Annotated in this window: 15 protein-coding genes; 2 read left to right on the forward strand and 13 right to left on the reverse strand. The window is 52.8% G+C overall.

The genetic code is table 11. The features are described from left to right. Positions 1-23 precede the first annotated feature (23 nt). On the reverse strand, positions 24-785 hold the full coding sequence (locus AC3Y5R_RS22500; RefSeq protein WP_489923186.1) for an alpha/beta hydrolase fold domain-containing protein: 762 nt from the start codon (positions 783-785) through the stop codon (positions 24-26). 70 nt (positions 786-855) lie between these two features. Here AC3Y5R_RS22500 and AC3Y5R_RS22505 point away from each other — a divergent pair, with 70 nt between their 5' ends. Further along, entirely contained in the window at positions 856-1797 is a 942-nt protein-coding gene (locus tag AC3Y5R_RS22505) for a LysR family transcriptional regulator (RefSeq protein WP_489923187.1), read from the forward strand. Between the two features lie 237 nt (positions 1798-2034). Next, positions 2035-3261, forward strand: coding sequence for an IS91 family transposase (locus AC3Y5R_RS22510; RefSeq protein WP_489923188.1), 1227 nt, complete (start codon positions 2035-2037; stop codon positions 3259-3261). Between the two features lie 185 nt (positions 3262-3446). Here the strand turns inward: AC3Y5R_RS22510 and glmS are convergent, their stop codons facing one another. The 12 genes from glmS to rsmG form a co-directional block, all read right to left on the reverse strand. Beyond that, positions 3447-5279 (reverse strand): glutamine--fructose-6-phosphate transaminase (isomerizing), encoded by a 1833-nt coding sequence (glmS, locus tag AC3Y5R_RS22515; RefSeq protein ID WP_489923189.1) that lies wholly within the window; start codon positions 5277-5279, stop codon positions 3447-3449. A gap of 245 nt (positions 5280-5524) precedes the next feature. Further along, complete coding sequence (glmU, locus tag AC3Y5R_RS22520) at positions 5525-6895, reverse strand: bifunctional UDP-N-acetylglucosamine diphosphorylase/glucosamine-1-phosphate N-acetyltransferase GlmU (protein WP_489923190.1); 1371 nt, start codon at positions 6893-6895, stop codon at positions 5525-5527. A gap of 126 nt (positions 6896-7021) precedes the next feature. Beyond that, on the reverse strand, positions 7022-7441 hold the full coding sequence (locus AC3Y5R_RS22525) for a F0F1 ATP synthase subunit epsilon (protein ID WP_158782458.1): 420 nt from the start codon (positions 7439-7441) through the stop codon (positions 7022-7024). A gap of 24 nt (positions 7442-7465) precedes the next feature. Beyond that, the gene (gene atpD, locus AC3Y5R_RS22530) at positions 7466-8848 is read right to left on the reverse strand and encodes a F0F1 ATP synthase subunit beta (protein WP_158782459.1); all 1383 of its coding nucleotides are present in this window, start codon (positions 8846-8848) and stop codon (positions 7466-7468) included. A gap of 31 nt (positions 8849-8879) precedes the next feature. Further along, a complete protein-coding gene (atpG, locus tag AC3Y5R_RS22535) occupies positions 8880-9749 on the reverse strand; it encodes a F0F1 ATP synthase subunit gamma (protein ID WP_158782460.1) in 870 nt (289 codons plus the stop codon). Positions 9750-9803: 54 nt separating this feature from the next. Beyond that, positions 9804-11345 carry a F0F1 ATP synthase subunit alpha gene (gene atpA, locus AC3Y5R_RS22540; RefSeq protein WP_489923191.1) on the reverse strand — a complete coding sequence of 514 codons (1542 nt, stop codon included), beginning with the start codon at positions 11343-11345 and terminating at the stop codon, positions 9804-9806. A 14-nt stretch (positions 11346-11359) separates the two neighbouring features. After that, a complete protein-coding gene (atpH, locus tag AC3Y5R_RS22545; protein ID WP_158782462.1) occupies positions 11360-11893 on the reverse strand; it encodes a F0F1 ATP synthase subunit delta in 534 nt (177 codons plus the stop codon). A 14-nt stretch (positions 11894-11907) separates the two neighbouring features. Further along, positions 11908-12378 carry a F0F1 ATP synthase subunit B gene (gene atpF / locus AC3Y5R_RS22550; protein WP_158782463.1) on the reverse strand — a complete coding sequence of 157 codons (471 nt, stop codon included), beginning with the start codon at positions 12376-12378 and terminating at the stop codon, positions 11908-11910. A gap of 96 nt (positions 12379-12474) precedes the next feature. Further along, positions 12475-12714: a F0F1 ATP synthase subunit C gene (gene atpE / locus AC3Y5R_RS22555; protein WP_158782464.1), complete on the reverse strand. Its 240-nt coding sequence runs from the start codon at positions 12712-12714 to the stop codon at positions 12475-12477. Positions 12715-12764: 50 nt separating this feature from the next. Then, a complete protein-coding gene (gene atpB / locus AC3Y5R_RS22560) occupies positions 12765-13580 on the reverse strand; it encodes a F0F1 ATP synthase subunit A (RefSeq protein ID WP_158782465.1) in 816 nt (271 codons plus the stop codon). Positions 13581-13588: 8 nt separating this feature from the next. After that, complete coding sequence (gene atpI, locus AC3Y5R_RS22565) at positions 13589-13969, reverse strand: F0F1 ATP synthase subunit I (RefSeq protein ID WP_489923192.1); 381 nt, start codon at positions 13967-13969, stop codon at positions 13589-13591. A gap of 853 nt (positions 13970-14822) precedes the next feature. Next, positions 14823-15443, reverse strand: coding sequence for a 16S rRNA (guanine(527)-N(7))-methyltransferase RsmG (rsmG, locus tag AC3Y5R_RS22570; protein ID WP_489923193.1), 621 nt, complete (start codon positions 15441-15443; stop codon positions 14823-14825). Positions 15444-15509 lie beyond the last annotated feature (66 nt).

The following is a 15509-nucleotide window of genomic DNA, read 5'->3' on the forward strand; positions in this document are numbered from 1 at the left end:
CACGGGAATATATACGCAGGAAGTTATCGCAACCGTAAGAGAGAAAAGACGTCTGGATATATAGGGTCAAATCCAGCAAGTCCCTGAACATTCGCATAAACAGGAGAGACATCAGGATGCGTTGGAAGCTCACCAGCAAGAAACTCTCTTGCAAGAATATTGAGAAAATCGACGCTACAAACGGGATCAATCCCCTCACGCGTGGTGGCTGAAAAACCGCTATGGGTGAGATCTGCCCAAGGTGAAATAGCCACTGCCGCGGCCGGGAGCGAAATACCCGCTTCGCGCGCCTTGCGCATCATCGTAACAACCATTGCGCCACCTGCAGAATCGCCTACCAGAACCAGATTTTTGGCGTTGATACCACTATCGAGTAGTGCCCGGTAAGCTGAAAAGACATCATCTATTGGCGTCGGGAAAGGGAAATCTGGCGCCTGCCGATAGTCCGGGGTATAGACTCTGGCTTTTAAAGCCGTGGCAAGACGGCCCGTCAAACCCCGGTACGCTTCTACACCGCCATGCACATAGCCGCCGCCATGAATGTAAAGGACAACTCTGCTTCCAGTATGTTCATGCATCTCGCTGATCATTGCCGGCGTATTGCCTAACGTGAGGGACTTATATGAAACACCCTCAATAGCAGGGAAGATTTCTTCAAGGCCTTGCATATAGTGTTTACGAACATCAGGCCAGTCATCTTCAGACTTGCCATAGAGCTTCTGAACAACCGGGCCAGCAGCAGCGATCCATCCATCCAGAACCTTTTGAGCGTTTTTTGACAACATCGTTGTAACCTTATTGAATGAGATTCTACAATGACACTTTAATTTATATATTAACGAAAAAGGTTCCCGAATGACGGGCAGGAAAATCGCTTCGAGAAAGCTTGCAGGCTCAGCCATGGATATTAGTGCAATGCGGATCTTCGTCGCTGTTGCAGAGGCAGGGAGTTTTGTTGCGGGCGGTAAGGCGATGGGGTTAACGCGTTCTGCTGCGGGTAAAGCATTAACGCGGTTAGAAGCTTACCTGGAGACACGGCTGTTTCAGCGCACCACGCGTCGGTTATCTCTGACCACAGAGGGGCATGAATTCTATCACCGTTGCTGCAGGCTACTGGAAGACATAGACGAAGCCGAAGTCAGTATCCGTCAGAATTCACCACTTCCAAAAGGCATTGTCAGACTGACCGTGTCAGAGGGATACGGCAAAATGGTTATCCTTCCTTTTATCCAGGCGTTTTTAAAAAGTTCACCCGGTATCAGCATCGAAGTCAGCTTCAGCGATCGGGTTGTAGATCTTGTAGAAGAAGGATTCGATCTTGCTATTAGGGTAGGCAATGGAGCCACGAGTCATCAATACATCACGCAGGTGATCGACAGGACATGGCCACAGCTATGTGTATCACCTGACTATCTCAAACAATGGGGTACACCGGAATCACTTGCTGACCTTAAAGATCATCGCCGTCTCGTATATGGTTTAGGATCGGCTTCTACCGCGTGGACATTAGTTGATAAGGAGCATGGGAAAATAACGTTGAATGGCAGTAACCATGTAAGGTTTGACAGTGGAGATGCCATACACACAGCAGCCATAGCAGGATTGGGTATCGGTTATTTGCCTTCTTTCATGATTGATATGGATATTTTGGAAGGCCGCCTAGTACAGCTGCTGGCTGAAATACGAGGTGAAGAAGTTGCTATCCATGCTATTTACCCCAGTCGTAAACATCTCTCCCTTCGGGTGCGGACTTTCATTGATGGTCTTAAAAATTTCCTGAGTAACATTAAAAAGTGACTTATTTAGCACTTAGAATATAAGTGTCCGCATCACGCCCTGAGACATTCGACAAGCTTTTTATGGCTTCAGTAAGGGCGAGTGTCGCGCTTCAAGAGCCAGCAGATATTTTGCTTCGTCGTACTGGGTTTGTAGTGGGGCGTTGGTGCATGAACGTAGCGCCCTTGCAGGGCGAGCGTCACGGCTTCGCCGTTCCGGGGGGTTACATGCCCTGTTCCCCGTTTTATACTCTGCCTCATGTATATTCCCCGCCCCGCCAAACTGCTGTTCACCGTTGATGACGGCTGGAACCGCTACCTTGAAAAGCACGGCGACAGCGTCAGCCAGTGGACCCGCCTTGCCGTTGAGCGCATGCTCGCCTGTGGCACCTGCGCAATGGGCATTCGCCGTTACTGCTGCGCCTCTCCTGACTGCACACACTCACGCTTCTTCTGCCAGAGCTGCAAGTCAAAGGCCTGCAGCGCCTGCGGCATGAAGTCCACTGAGCAGTGGATTGCTGAGCAGCAGCACGTTCTGCCCGACTGCGAGTGGCAGCACATCACATTCACCATGCCACACCTGCTGTGGCCCTTCTTTAACAATAACTGGCCCCTGCTCAATGACCTGTTCCGCTGCGCCACCCGCACCATGCTGAAGTGGGCCCGTAAGCAGGGTATTGAGGTGGGGATATTCTGTGCCCTCCACACTTACGGTCGCCAGCTCAATCAGCATCCTCACGTCCACGTCTCCGTCACTCGCGGCGGCCTCGACGTTAAGCACGGCGTATGGCGCAGCCTCTTCTTCAAAAAGAAGGCCGTGGAGGCCATCTGGCGGAATGCGGTCATCCGCCTGCTGCGCAGCAGCTACGACAGGATCATGCCCGGCATGTTGCCGGGGCTGGGCCACATCCGCGATGAGCGCCAGTGGCGCCGTTATCTGCAGGCCCAGTATGGCCGTTACTGGAAGGTACACTTCGCGAAGAAGACCCGGGGGGCCTGGCACAGCGTGAAGTATCTGGGCCGGTACCTGAAGCGGCCGCCGGTGTCAGCCTCCCGTCTGCGGCACTACGGTGGCGGCGCGGTGGTCCACCACTACCTCGATCACCGCACGGGTAAGCATAAGCGCCAGACGCTGAGCCAGGAAGAGATGATCGGACGCTATATCAGCCACGTTCCGGCGCGCCATTTTAAGATGGTGCGTTACTCCGGCTTTCTGGCCAACCGTAAAAGGGGTACGCTGCTTCCGCGGGTCTATGAGGCCCTGCAGATGCGGGCGCGGGGAAAACCGGAGAAGCCGGGGTTCGCGGTGCTGATGAAGGGCTTTCTGGGTACCGATCCATTCGAATGTATCCTCTGCAAAGGTCGGCTGCGCTTTACCGGCGCTCAGGCCGGCACGCATGCAACGGAATTGTTGTCAGAAAGGCTGCGTGGAATGGAGAAAAAGCGATGGCTGCGGATGCCTGAATTGGATCAGTGCGCCTTATAAGTGGATTTTTGGTTAAAAACACATCAGAGACGGCATTTTCATACATATACTGATGAACAACCGCGTCATAAAAGGGATGAGCCGCGGTTAAATTCATGGTCAGTCGCTATCAAAAGATGCGATTCAGATTCCTAACCATGAACAAAGTCAGGGCAATGAAGATTAGCCCCTGTGGCTGCGAGTTTTTACTCCACCGTCACCGATTTCGCCAGGTTACGCGGCTGATCCACATCGGTGCCCTTAATCAGCGCCACATGGTAAGAGAGCAGCTGCAAAGGAACGGTGTAGAAAATCGGCGCAATAATCTCTTCCACGTGCGGCAGAGAGACAATGCGCATTCCTTCGCTGTTGCTGAAACCGGCATCCTGATCGGCAAAGACGTACAGCAGGCCACCACGGGCGCGCACTTCTTCGATATTCGACTTCAGTTTTTCCAGCAGCTCGTTGTTCGGCGCAACCACAATCACCGGCATATCAGCATCAATCAGCGCCAGCGGGCCGTGCTTCAGTTCGCCTGCGGCGTAGGCTTCCGCATGGATATAGGAGATCTCTTTGAGCTTCAACGCCCCTTCCATTGCGATGGGATACTGATCGCCACGGCCGAGGAACAGTGCGTGATGCTTGTCAGAGAAATCTTCTGCCAGCATTTCGATCAGCTTGTCCTGAGACAGCATCTGCTCGATACGGCTTGGCAGCGCCTGCAGACCATGAACGATATCATGCTCGATCTTCGGATCCACGCCCTTAAGGCGGCCAATCTTCGCCACCAGCATCAGCAGCACGGTTAACTGGGTGGTAAAGGCCTTGGTGGAAGCCACGCCGATTTCCGTACCGGCTTTGGTCATCAGCGCCAGATCGGACTCCCGCACCAGCGAGGAACCGGCCACGTTGCAGATAGCCAGCGATCCCAGGTAACCCAGCTCTTTGGACAGACGCAGTGCCGCCAGCGTATCCGCCGTTTCGCCCGACTGGGAAAGGGTGATCAGCAGGCTGTTCTTGCGCACCGCAGATTTGCGGTAGCGGAACTCAGAGGCAATCTCCACGTCGCACGGTACGTCAGCCAGCGCTTCGAACCAGTAGCGGGAAACCATACCGGAGTTATAAGAGGTGCCGCAGGCGACGATCTGGATATGCTCAACCTGCTTAAGCAGCTCGTTGGCCTTTGGTCCCAGCTCGCTGAGATCGACTTCACCGTGGCTGAAACGCCCGCTCAGGGTGTTTTTGATCGCCATCGGCTGCTCATAAATCTCTTTCTGCATGTAGTGGCGATAAACACCCTTGTCGCCTGCATCGTACTGCACGTTAGATTCGATTTCAGCGCGCTGTACCTTCTCGCCGCTGCGATTCACCACAGTGACTTCACGGCGGGTGATTTCAGCAATATCACCTTCTTCCAGATAGATAAAACGACGGGTGACCGGCAGCAGGGCCAGCTGATCGGAAGCGATAAAGTTCTCCCCCACACCACGGCCAATCACCAGCGGGCTGCCGGAACGGGCGGCCACCAGCACGGACGGATCGCGGCTGTCGAGGATCACCATGCCATACGCACCGCGCAGCTGCGGGATAACGCGCAGCACCACTTCACGCAGTGAACCCCCACTCTGCTTCTGCTCCCAGTGCACCAGGTGAGCCACCACTTCGGTGTCGGTTTCAGAAGCAAAATGGTAGCCACGAGCGGTAAGCTGCTCGCGCAGCGGCTCATGATTTTCGATAATGCCGTTGTGAACAATGATGATATGTTCAGAGATATGCGGATGGGCATTGGCCTCCGAAGGTTCACCGTGCGTTGCCCAGCGCGTGTGGGCGATCCCGGTTCCACCCACCAGCGGTGTGGTTTCTGCCGCTTCAGCCAGCTTATTTACCTTGCCCAGACGGCGAAGACGTGTGACTTCACCGGCGGCAGTGACCACCGCCAGCCCGGCTGAGTCATAGCCACGATATTCCAGTCGGCGTAACCCTTCCAGCAGGATTTCAGCGATATCACGTTGCGCTACTGCACCTACAATTCCACACATATTGTTTTTCCTGACGTCATGGCGCGATGCCATTTATCTTGTCTTCTGACCTGATTATCCGGTCTTTGCCGGTTCCCCGAGCCTTGTAGAGAGTGGGGATTATATTTTTATTTACCCTTCATACTTCAAGCTGCAGATACGTTGACTGCACGAACACCAGTGCTGTTAAAAAACGCTGACGTTTTTGTCCTGCAACCCTAATTACCTGGGGTATTACTGCTTTTATTTTCAATAAAAAAAGAAAGTTATTTCTTCTTCAGCGGCCGCTGCCAGCCGGTTTTCAGATTCTGATCTTTGCGGTTATAAACCAGGCCTTCCGCCGCGACGTCTTTCATCACCGTGGTGCCTGCCGCAATGGTTGCCCCGGCAGCCACCGTGACCGGCGCAACCAGCTGAGTATCGGACCCGACGAAGACGTTATCGCCAATCACCGTCAGCGACTTGTTCACGCCGTCGTAGTTGCAGGTGATGGTTCCGGCACCAATGTTCACATTGGCACCGATCTCCGCATCGCCCAGATAACTCAGATGACCGGCTTTTGAACCTTTGCCCAGCGTGGCCTTTTTGATCTCAACGAAGTTACCGACGTGCGCTCCTTCCGCCAGCGTTGCGCCTGGGCGCAGGCGGGCAAACGGCCCGACCGTACAGGCCGAGGCCAGTTCGGCGTTTTCCAGTACGCTGTAAGGGCTGATTTCGCAGTCATCGCCAATCACGCAGTTTTTCAGCACACAGCCGCTGCCAATCTTCACGCGATTACCGAGTGTGACTCTGCCTTCGATAATGACGTTGGTATCGATGATCACATCACGGCCGTGAGACAGCTCGCCGCGGAGATCAAAGCGTGACGGGTCATTGAGCATCACCCCGGCCAGCAGCAGCTTTTCAGCCTGTTCGGCCTGATAAACACGTTCCAGCGTTGCCAGCTGCAGACGATTGTTCACACCGTCGGTTTCGGTGGTGCGGGAAGGGTGGACCGCTTCGGTCACACGGCCTTCCTGGTGGGCAAGGGCGATGATATCGGTGATGTAATACTCACCCTGCGCATTGTTATTGGTCAGCTTGCTCAGCCAGCGCTTCAGATCCGCGCCGCTGGCCAGCAGAATACCGGTATTGATTTCACGGATGGCCAGCTGTTCTGGCGAAGCATCTTTCTGTTCCACGATGCCCACAACTGAACCGTTTTCGCGGATGATGCGACCGTAACCCGTTGGGTTATCCAGAATGACCGTCAGCAACGCAATGCCGCCTTCAGGCTTCGCTGCGCGCAGCCGTTTCAGCGTTTCGACAGAAATCAGCGGCACGTCGCCGTACAGCATCAGGATATCTTCGTTATCAGCAAAGTACTTTGCTGCCTGCTGCATAGCATGCCCGGTGCCCAGTTGCTCAGCCTGCAGCACCCAGTTCAGCGACGGGTCGGTTAAGGTTGACTGCAACAGTTCCCCTCCATGGCCATATACCAGGTGAACCCTGTCCGCGCCAGTACCATTGGCGGCATCAATCACGTGCTGCACCATCGGTTTACCAGCAAGGGGATGAAGCACTTTAGGGAGTTCGGAATACATACGGGTCCCCTTGCCAGCGGCAAGGATCACCACGCTCATCGCGGTGTCAGACATAGAAATCCTGATAGCTCTGTAATGAAAAGGAAGTAAAGCGGTTCAGTGGAGAAAATACTACATTTTTCTCAGCAAAAAAAATGCCAGTCAGTTTCCTGACTGGCATTCGGGCTGCTTAAACCTGAGTTACATCACTTTTTTGGTCAACTCGATCACGCGCAGTTTGGCGATCGCTTTGGCCAGTTCAGCCGACGCGGTAGCGAAGTCCACATCACCATGAGAGCTGTTCATGTGCTCTTCGGCTTTGCGTTTCGCTTCCAGCGCACGGGCTTCATCAAGATCGGTACCGCGGATGGCTGTATCAGCCAGCACGGTGACCGCGCCTGGCTGGACTTCCAGCACGCCGCCGGAGAGATAAATATACTCTTCGTCGCCTTTCTCTTTAACGATGCGAACCATACCAGGTTTAATGGCGGTCAGTAGCGGGGCGTGGCCAGGGAAAATCCCCAGCTCACCTTCGCTACCTGACACCTGGATTTTCTGTACAGTACCGGAGAACATCTGCTGTTCTGCGCTGACAACATCCAGGTGATAAGTCATAGCCATGATTAACCTCCAGGGAAACCGTTATTACAGTTTCTTCGCTTTTTCCACGGCTTCTTCGATGGAACCTACCATGTAGAAAGCCTGCTCTGGCATATGGTCGAATTCACCTTCCATGATGCCTTTAAAGCCACGGATGGTATCTTTCAGCGACACATATTTGCCTGGAGAACCGGTGAAGACTTCTGCCACGAAGAACGGCTGGGACAGGAAGCGCTGCATCTTACGAGAGCGTGCCACCACCAGTTTGTCTTCTTCAGACAGCTCGTCCATACCGAGGATGGCGATGATGTCTTTCAGTTCCTGATAACGCTGCAGCAGTGACTGAACGCCACGTGCAGTGTCGTAGTGCTCCTGGCCAACAACCAGTGGATCCAGCTGACGGCTGGTAGAATCCAGTGGGTCAACCGCCGGGTAGATACCCAGAGAAGCGATCTGACGGCTCAGTACCACGGTTGCATCTAAGTGAGCAAAGGTGGTGGCTGGTGATGGGTCAGTCAGGTCATCCGCAGGGACGTAAACGGCCTGTACGGAGGTGATTGAACCGGTCTTGGTAGAGGTGATACGTTCCTGCAGAACGCCCATCTCTTCCGCCAGCGTTGGCTGATAACCTACCGCAGAAGGCATACGACCCAGCAGTGCCGAAACTTCAGTACCGGCCAGGGTGTAACGATAGATGTTATCGATGAACAGCAGAACGTCACGACCTTCGTCACGGAACTTCTCCGCCATGGTCAGACCGGTCAGCGCTACGCGCAGACGGTTTCCTGGTGGCTCGTTCATCTGGCCATAGACCAGGGACACTTTGTCGATAACGTTGGAGTCGGTCATTTCGTGGTAGAAGTCGTTCCCTTCACGGGTACGCTCGCCCACACCGGCAAATACGGAGAAACCTGAGTGCTCAGCCGCAATGTTACGGATCAGCTCCATCATGTTTACGGTTTTACCCACACCCGCACCACCGAACAGACCAACTTTACCGCCCTTCGCAAACGGACACATCAGGTCGATTACTTTGATCCCGGTTTCCAGCAGCTCTTGCGAGTTAGACTGATCTTCGTATGAAGGTGCTGCGCGGTGGATAGCCCAACGCTCTTCTTCACCGATGTCGCCTTTCATATCGATTGGCTCACCCAGCACGTTCATGATACGACCGAGTGTTGCCGTTCCGACAGGAACTTCGATTGGGTGCTCAAGGTCAGTTGCAACCAGACCGCGCTTCAGGCCGTCGGAAGAACCCATGGCGATGGTACGAACCACGCCACCACCCAGCTGCTGCTGGACTTCCAGCACCAGACGAGCATCACCATTTTGAACCTCAAGGGCGCTGTACACTTGTGGTACTGCGTCCTGAGGGAACTCGACGTCCACCACGGCGCCGATTACCTGGACAATCTTTCCAGTAGCCATCTTGAATCCTCTACCTAATTCGTTAACCTGGTTAAACCGCGGAGGCCCCACCGACAATCTCGGTAAGTTCCTGGGTGATGCTGGCCTGACGAGCTTTGTTGTATACCAACTGCAGCTCTTTGATCAGGTTTCCGCCGTTGTCGGTCGCAGCTTTCATCGCCACCATACGCGCGGCCTGCTCGCTGGCCAGGTTTTCCACAACACCCTGGTAAACCTGAGACTCGACGTAGCGACGCAGCAACGTATCCAGCAGCGCTTTCGGGTCCGGCTCATACAGGTAATCCCAGGTGCTCTTCTTCACCACGCCTTCGTCTTCATCTGCTGGCGGTAACGGCAGCAGCTGAACGATTTGCGGCGACTGGGACATGGTGTTGATAAATTTGTTGCTGACCACAAACAGCTTGTCGATACGACCTTCGTCGTAAGCCTGCAGCATCACTTTCACCGGGCCAATCAGATCAGACAGGGAAGGTTTATCCCCCATGCCGGTTACCTGAGCAACCACGTTGCCACCGACAGAGCTGAAGAATGACAGGCCTTTGGAACCGATAATGGCCAGATCGCTCTGTACACCTTTATCAGACCAGCCTTTCATATCAGCCAGCAATTTTTTGAACAGGTTAATGTTCAAACCACCACAAAGCCCGCGGTCGGTAGACACGACCAGGTAGCCGACGCGCTTAACGTCACGCTCATCCAGGTAAGGGTGCTTGTACTCCAGATTCCCTAACGCAATGTGACCAATCACTTTGCGCATGGTCTCTGCATAAGGACGGCTGGCTGCCATGCGTTCCTGCGATTTACGCATTTTGGAGGCGGCGACCATTTCCATCGCTTTGGTGATCTTTTGCGTATTCTGGACGCTTCCGATCTTACTACGTATCTCTTTTGCGCCGGCCATAAGCTTCTCCTCAAAGCCTTGCGGCCTGCCCCTTAAGGGACAAGCCGCCAGACATTACCAGGACTGGGTTTTCTTGAACGTTTCGAGGAGGCCTTTCAGCTTCTCTTCGATTTCGTTGTTGTAGGTACCAGACTGGTTGATTTCAGCCATCAGCTCGGCGTGATCGCGATCGGCGAAGGCCAGCAGAGCGGCCTCGAAGCTGCCGATTTTCGCCAGTTCAACGTCGTTCAGGAAGCCACGCTCGGCCGCAAACAGCACCAGACCCTGCTGCGCTACGGACATCGGCGCATACTGTTTCTGTTTCAGCAGCTCGGTCACTTTCTGACCGTGACTCAGCTGTTTACGGGTTGCTTCGTCCAGATCGGAAGCGAACTGAGAGAACGCTGCCAGTTCACGATACTGTGCCAGCGCGGTACGGATACCACCGGACAGTTTCTTGATAATCTTGGTCTGTGCAGCACCACCAACACGGGATACGGAGATACCCGGGTTAACGGCCGGACGAATACCGGAGTTGAACAGGTTGGTTTCCAGGAAGATCTGACCATCGGTAATCGAGATTACGTTAGTCGGAACGAACGCGGAAACGTCGCCAGCCTGAGTTTCAATGATTGGCAGAGCAGTCAGTGAACCGGTTTTACCTTTCACTTCACCATTGGTGAAACGCTCAACGTAGTCGGCGCTCACACGGGAAGCACGCTCCAGCAGACGGGAGTGGAGGTAGAACACGTCACCAGGGAACGCTTCACGACCTGGCGGACGACGCAGCAGCAGGGAAACCTGACGGTAAGCAACAGCCTGTTTGGACAGATCATCGTACACGATCAGTGCATCTTCACCGCGGTCACGGAAGTATTCGCCCATGGCGCAACCTGCATACGGAGCCAGGTACTGCAGCGCAGCTGACTCAGAAGCGGTCGCCACAACCACAATGGTGTTAGCCAGAGCGTTGTGCTCTTCCAGTTTACGTACCACGTTAGCGATAGTAGAGGCTTTCTGACCGATAGCCACGTACACACACTTGATGCCGGAATCACGCTGGTTGATGATCGCATCGATCGCCATTGCGGTTTTACCGGTCTGACGGTCACCTATGATCAGCTCACGCTGGCCACGGCCGATTGGGATCATCGCATCCACTGACTTGTAGCCAGTCTGCACAGGCTGGTCAACGGACTGACGGTCGATAACGCCCGGTGCGATCACTTCGATTGGCGAGAAGCCATCGTTGTCGATTGCGCCTTTACCGTCGATAGGTGCACCCAGGGTGTTCACCACGCGGCCCAGCAGGCCACGGCCTACCGGCACTTCCAGGATACGGCCAGTACACTTCACCTTCATGCCTTCGGCGAGGTCAGCGTATGGACCCATCACCACTGCACCAACGGAGTCGCGCTCCAGGTTCAGTGCGATTGCATAACGGTTGCCCGGCAGTGAGATCATCTCACCCTGCATAACATCGGCCAGGCCGTTTACGCGGATGATACCGTCACTGACGGAAACAATAGTACCTTCATTGTGAGCTTCACTCACGACATTGAACTGAGCAATGCGCTGCTTGATCAGTTCGCTGATTTCGGTGGAATTCAGTTGCATATGCTCCAGTCCCCTTAAGACTGCAAGACGTCTGCAAGGCGCTCAAGACGGCCGCGTACGCTGCCATCAATGACCATATCACCCGCACGGATGATTACGCCTGCCATTACAGACTTATCAATTTTGCAATTCAGCTTAACTTTGCGTGACAGACGTTTTTCCATAGCGGCGCTGATTTTAGTCAGCTGTTCGTCACTCAGAGTAGTGGAAGAGATTACCTCGACCTCTGCGGTCGCATCATGTGCGGCGCGGAGGAGGATAAACTGAGCCAGAACATCTGGAAGTGCTGGTAAACGTTTGTTTTCAGCCATTACCTTAATCAGGTTCTGACCGGCTTCGTCCAGTTGAGAGCCACATATAGCGATGAACTGGGCAGACAACGACTCCGGCGCAAGCGCGCCGGAAAGGAGTTCTGCTACCTGTTCATTGCTGGCTACCTCGGTAGCGAACGCCAGCATCTGCTGCCAGCTATCGACACTCTGATGCTCAACAGCAAAGTCAAAAGCTGCTTTGGCGTAGGGGCGAGCTACAGTAGTAAATTCAGACATCAGCCCCTCCCTCCTTACAGTTCAGCGACCAGTTTATCAACGATGTCGCTGTTAGCAGCTTCATCCACGGAACGTTCAATGATTTTCTCGGCACCGGCAACTGCCAGCATCGCGACCTGCTTACGCAGCTCTTCACGTGCACGTTTGCGTTCGGCTTCAATTTCAGCCTGCGCCTGGGTGACGATCTTGTTACGTTCAGCCTCAGCTTCAGCTTTCACTTCGTCCAGGATCTGCGAACGACGCTTGTTAGCCTGTTCGATGATTACCTGAGCTTCTTCTTTCGCTTTCTTCAGCTGGTCGGTCGCATTAGCCTGCGCGAGATCCAAATCTTTCTTGGCACGTTCAGCGGAAGCAAGGCCTTCAGCAACTTCTTTCTGGCGCTTTTCGATGGCGGCCATAAGCGGCGGCCATACGTACTTCATGCAGAACGCTACAAACAGGATGAACGCGATAGCCTGACCGAGGATTGTTGCGTTAAGGTTCACAGCACAATGCCTCTTGTTAAGTTAACTTTTTTCTGCCGGTAAACCGGCAGAAGCCGTTCATCGTCAAACCTGAGTTTAACGATGAACAATCGGTTACTACGCGACAGCAAACATCACGTACAGACCCAGACCAACAGCGATCATTGGGATAGCATCCACCAGACCCATTACAACAAAGAACTGAGTACGCAGCAGAGGGATCAGATCCGGTTGACGCGCGGCGCCTTCCAGGAATTTACCTCCAAGAATGCCGATACCAATCGCAGCACCGATTGCCGCTAAGCCCATCATAATAGCGGCAGCCATGTACAGCAGATCCACATTCAGGTTTTCCATGACAGTCTCCAGTTTATTTCAATAAAAACGCAGTAGTGTTGAGAAAAAAATCAATGTTCTTCAGATGCCATCGACAGATAGACAATCGTTAAGACCATGAAAATGAAAGCTTGCAGCGAAATGATCAGGATGTGGAAAATGGCCCATGGCACATTCAGAACCCACTGTGACCACCACGGCAACAGGCCGGCAATCAGGATAAAAATCAACTCACCCGCATACATGTTGCCAAACAGTCGCAGACCCAGAGAAACAGGCTTGGACAACAGGCTCACACCTTCAAGGATCAGGTTAATCGGGATGAATATTGGGTGGTTGAAGGGTTGCAGAGTCAGCTCTTTGGTAAAGCCCCCAATGCCTTTCATCTTGATGCTGTAGAACAGAATCAAAATAAATACGCCAAGTGCCATCGACAGCGTGACGTTAACGTCAGCAGAAGGCACAACACGCAACGCTGGCAGACCCAGGAGATGCTCGCCGATATACGGCAGCAAATCGATAGGCAACAGGTCCATGAAGTTCATCAGGAAGACCCAGACAAAAATCGTCAGAGCCAGCGGGGCGATGAGTTTGCTTTTACCGTGATACATGTCGCGCACGTTAGCGTCGACAAAACCGACTACCAGCTCAACGGCAGCCTGCAGTTTTCCCGGTACGCCGCTGGTGGCTGATTTCGCAACTTTACGAAACAACACCAGGAACACCAGTCCCAGCACCACAGAGAAAAACATGGAGTCGATATTTAGTACCCAGAACGACGGAGCGTCGTGCGGATTCACCAGCTCGAAGGTACGCAGATCAAGCTGAAGGTTATTCAGATGATGACCTATGTAATCCTGCGGCGTAGAGATTTCTCCTGCAGCCATGATGCCTCTTACCCTTTGTTGTTAATTACAGCCGGTGCGACGATTTGCACAATCAGCACCGATAACCAGGTCAGTCCCAGCGGCATAAACACCGCCTTAAATACCGCCAGCGCCACAATCAGCAGGAGGATGGTAGCCAGCACCTTAAGCACCTCACCCAGTGCGAAGCTCCAGGCCACACGCCCTTTAACCGGGTCTCCTGCCTGATGACGCCAGGCAAAAATCATAAACAACACGTTTGGCAACCAGGCTGCCAGTCCGCCCGCAAAAGCGGACATGCCCCAGGTCAGATCTTTAAGGGCAAACAGCGCGCCGATTACGACAAAGGTCACCAGCTGAAGCAGCAGCACGGTTCGGGCAAATTTCACTCTGTAAAGGGACACTGACATGACGCTAAAACTCTCCTGCCCCCTCGGGGGTATGTCGCGTGTCGTATAAAACTGCCTTTGCTCTTTTGAGTCAAGCAGCAAAAAACGAGCAAATTATACGGTGCGCCCCTGCGATTTCAATGGATAAGTAGCGAAAAGGTGAACAATTATTTAAATTTCTTTCGCGAGGCCTGTTTTTCAAAACTGACGAAGAGCGCAATTTGCCGAAAATAGACGGCGATCTTCAATAAATACTGCTCATAAAGCGTGCGTAAGATCACAGTTCAGTAATATAAAGCTTAACAACAAGGCGGGAATTATCTGAATTTGGTGCGAGAGAATATAAATAAATAAAGTTATTTCAATTAGTTAAATAGGTTTATTTTAAAAATAACCCTTAACCTTAACTCAAAGCGCATATTGACATCTGCAGCAACTAATTCTCCCTTCCAGAGCCCTTACTTACCCTGATTTATAAAGGGAAAATATTCCCCTGCGTGACTATTAATGGCCAGATAATGACGGACCTGGGTGATAGTATTGATAACAAAATGTGAAATTAACGTTAAATATAAACAGACATGTCGGATAATTTCAGCCGATCAATTTAACCTCAGCGAAACAATCTGCAGGCCAAAAATAAATTCAGAAATTTGCGCAAAAGCTTACTTTTCAGACAGTGCTCAGAGATCTCATTCCGGCCCCCTCTTGTCACCCTGAAAAATAGTCACATTACTTAACTAAAATTCAATAACATAAAGCACTTACAGTATATAGGTCTATTGCAAACTTACAGTACAATCAGAGTAAAAAACCGCTTAACATGGTCATATTTCCGGGCAAAAAACAGCCAGACAATGTCGCCAGCAGACGATCAGGCTGGCGGGTTAATGACCACCAGATGACGCTCACCTTCAAGCTGCGGAACCGACAATCTGACCACACGATTGAGGGTAAAACCGGCCGGTAATGAGGCAATTTCGTCCTCAGGAACTACTCCTTTAAGAGCATAAAAATGCCCCTGCTGAGCAGGCAGGTGGTGGCACCAGTTCAACATATCATTCAGTGAGGCGAAGGCCCGGCTGATCACGCCATCAAAAGGCGGTTCAGCAGGAAAGTCCTCCACGCGGCTCTGGACCGGATTGATATTATTGAGCTTCAGCTCGTGCTGCACCTGTTTTAAGAAGCGGATACGCTTGCCCAGGCTGTCCAGCAGGGTGAAATGCGCATCGGGTCGCACAATAGCCAGCGGCACGCCAGGCAGGCCGGGACCAGTACCTACGTCGATAAAACGACTTCCCTGCAGGTGAGGTTCCACCACGATGCTGTCGAGAATGTGGCGGACCAGCATCTGTTCAGGATCGCGCACCGAGGTCAGGTTATAAGCCTTGTTCCATTTGTGCAGCAGTTCCACATAGCCCACCAGCTGGTTTATTTGCTGATCGGACAGGGAAATATGGGCAGCTTTAAGCAGAGAAGAGAGCTTAATAATCACAATAACTTCCGGTTATGGCGTAAAAAGGGGCAAATTAATTCGCCCCTGAAGATCATCATAAAATGC

This window comes from Erwinia sp. 009765445 (genome assembly GCF_058137865.1).

Bases quoted from the DNA above. Each gene is read 5' to 3' on its own strand.
- AC3Y5R_RS22500 (WP_489923186.1), bottom strand. From the start codon at position 785: ATGTTGTCAAAAAACGCTCAAAAGGTTCTGGATGGATGGATCGCTGCT.
- AC3Y5R_RS22505 (WP_489923187.1), top strand. From the start codon at position 856: ATGACGGGCAGGAAAATCGCTTCGAGAAAGCTTGCAGGCTCAGCCATG.
- AC3Y5R_RS22510 (WP_489923188.1), top strand. From the start codon at position 2,035: ATGTATATTCCCCGCCCCGCCAAACTGCTGTTCACCGTTGATGACGGC.
- glmS (WP_489923189.1), bottom strand. From the start codon at position 5,279: ATGTGTGGAATTGTAGGTGCAGTAGCGCAACGTGATATCGCTGAAATC.
- glmU (WP_489923190.1), bottom strand. From the start codon at position 6,895: ATGTCTGACACCGCGATGAGCGTGGTGATCCTTGCCGCTGGCAAGGGG.
- AC3Y5R_RS22525 (WP_158782458.1), bottom strand. From the start codon at position 7,441: ATGGCTATGACTTATCACCTGGATGTTGTCAGCGCAGAACAGCAGATG.
- atpD (WP_158782459.1), bottom strand. From the start codon at position 8,848: ATGGCTACTGGAAAGATTGTCCAGGTAATCGGCGCCGTGGTGGACGTC.
- atpG (WP_158782460.1), bottom strand. From the start codon at position 9,749: ATGGCCGGCGCAAAAGAGATACGTAGTAAGATCGGAAGCGTCCAGAAT.
- atpA (WP_489923191.1), bottom strand. From the start codon at position 11,345: ATGCAACTGAATTCCACCGAAATCAGCGAACTGATCAAGCAGCGCATT.
- atpH (WP_158782462.1), bottom strand. From the start codon at position 11,893: ATGTCTGAATTTACTACTGTAGCTCGCCCCTACGCCAAAGCAGCTTTT.
- atpE (WP_158782464.1), bottom strand. From the start codon at position 12,714: ATGGAAAACCTGAATGTGGATCTGCTGTACATGGCTGCCGCTATTATG.
- atpB (WP_158782465.1), bottom strand. From the start codon at position 13,580: ATGGCTGCAGGAGAAATCTCTACGCCGCAGGATTACATAGGTCATCAT.
- atpI (WP_489923192.1), bottom strand. From the start codon at position 13,969: ATGTCAGTGTCCCTTTACAGAGTGAAATTTGCCCGAACCGTGCTGCTG.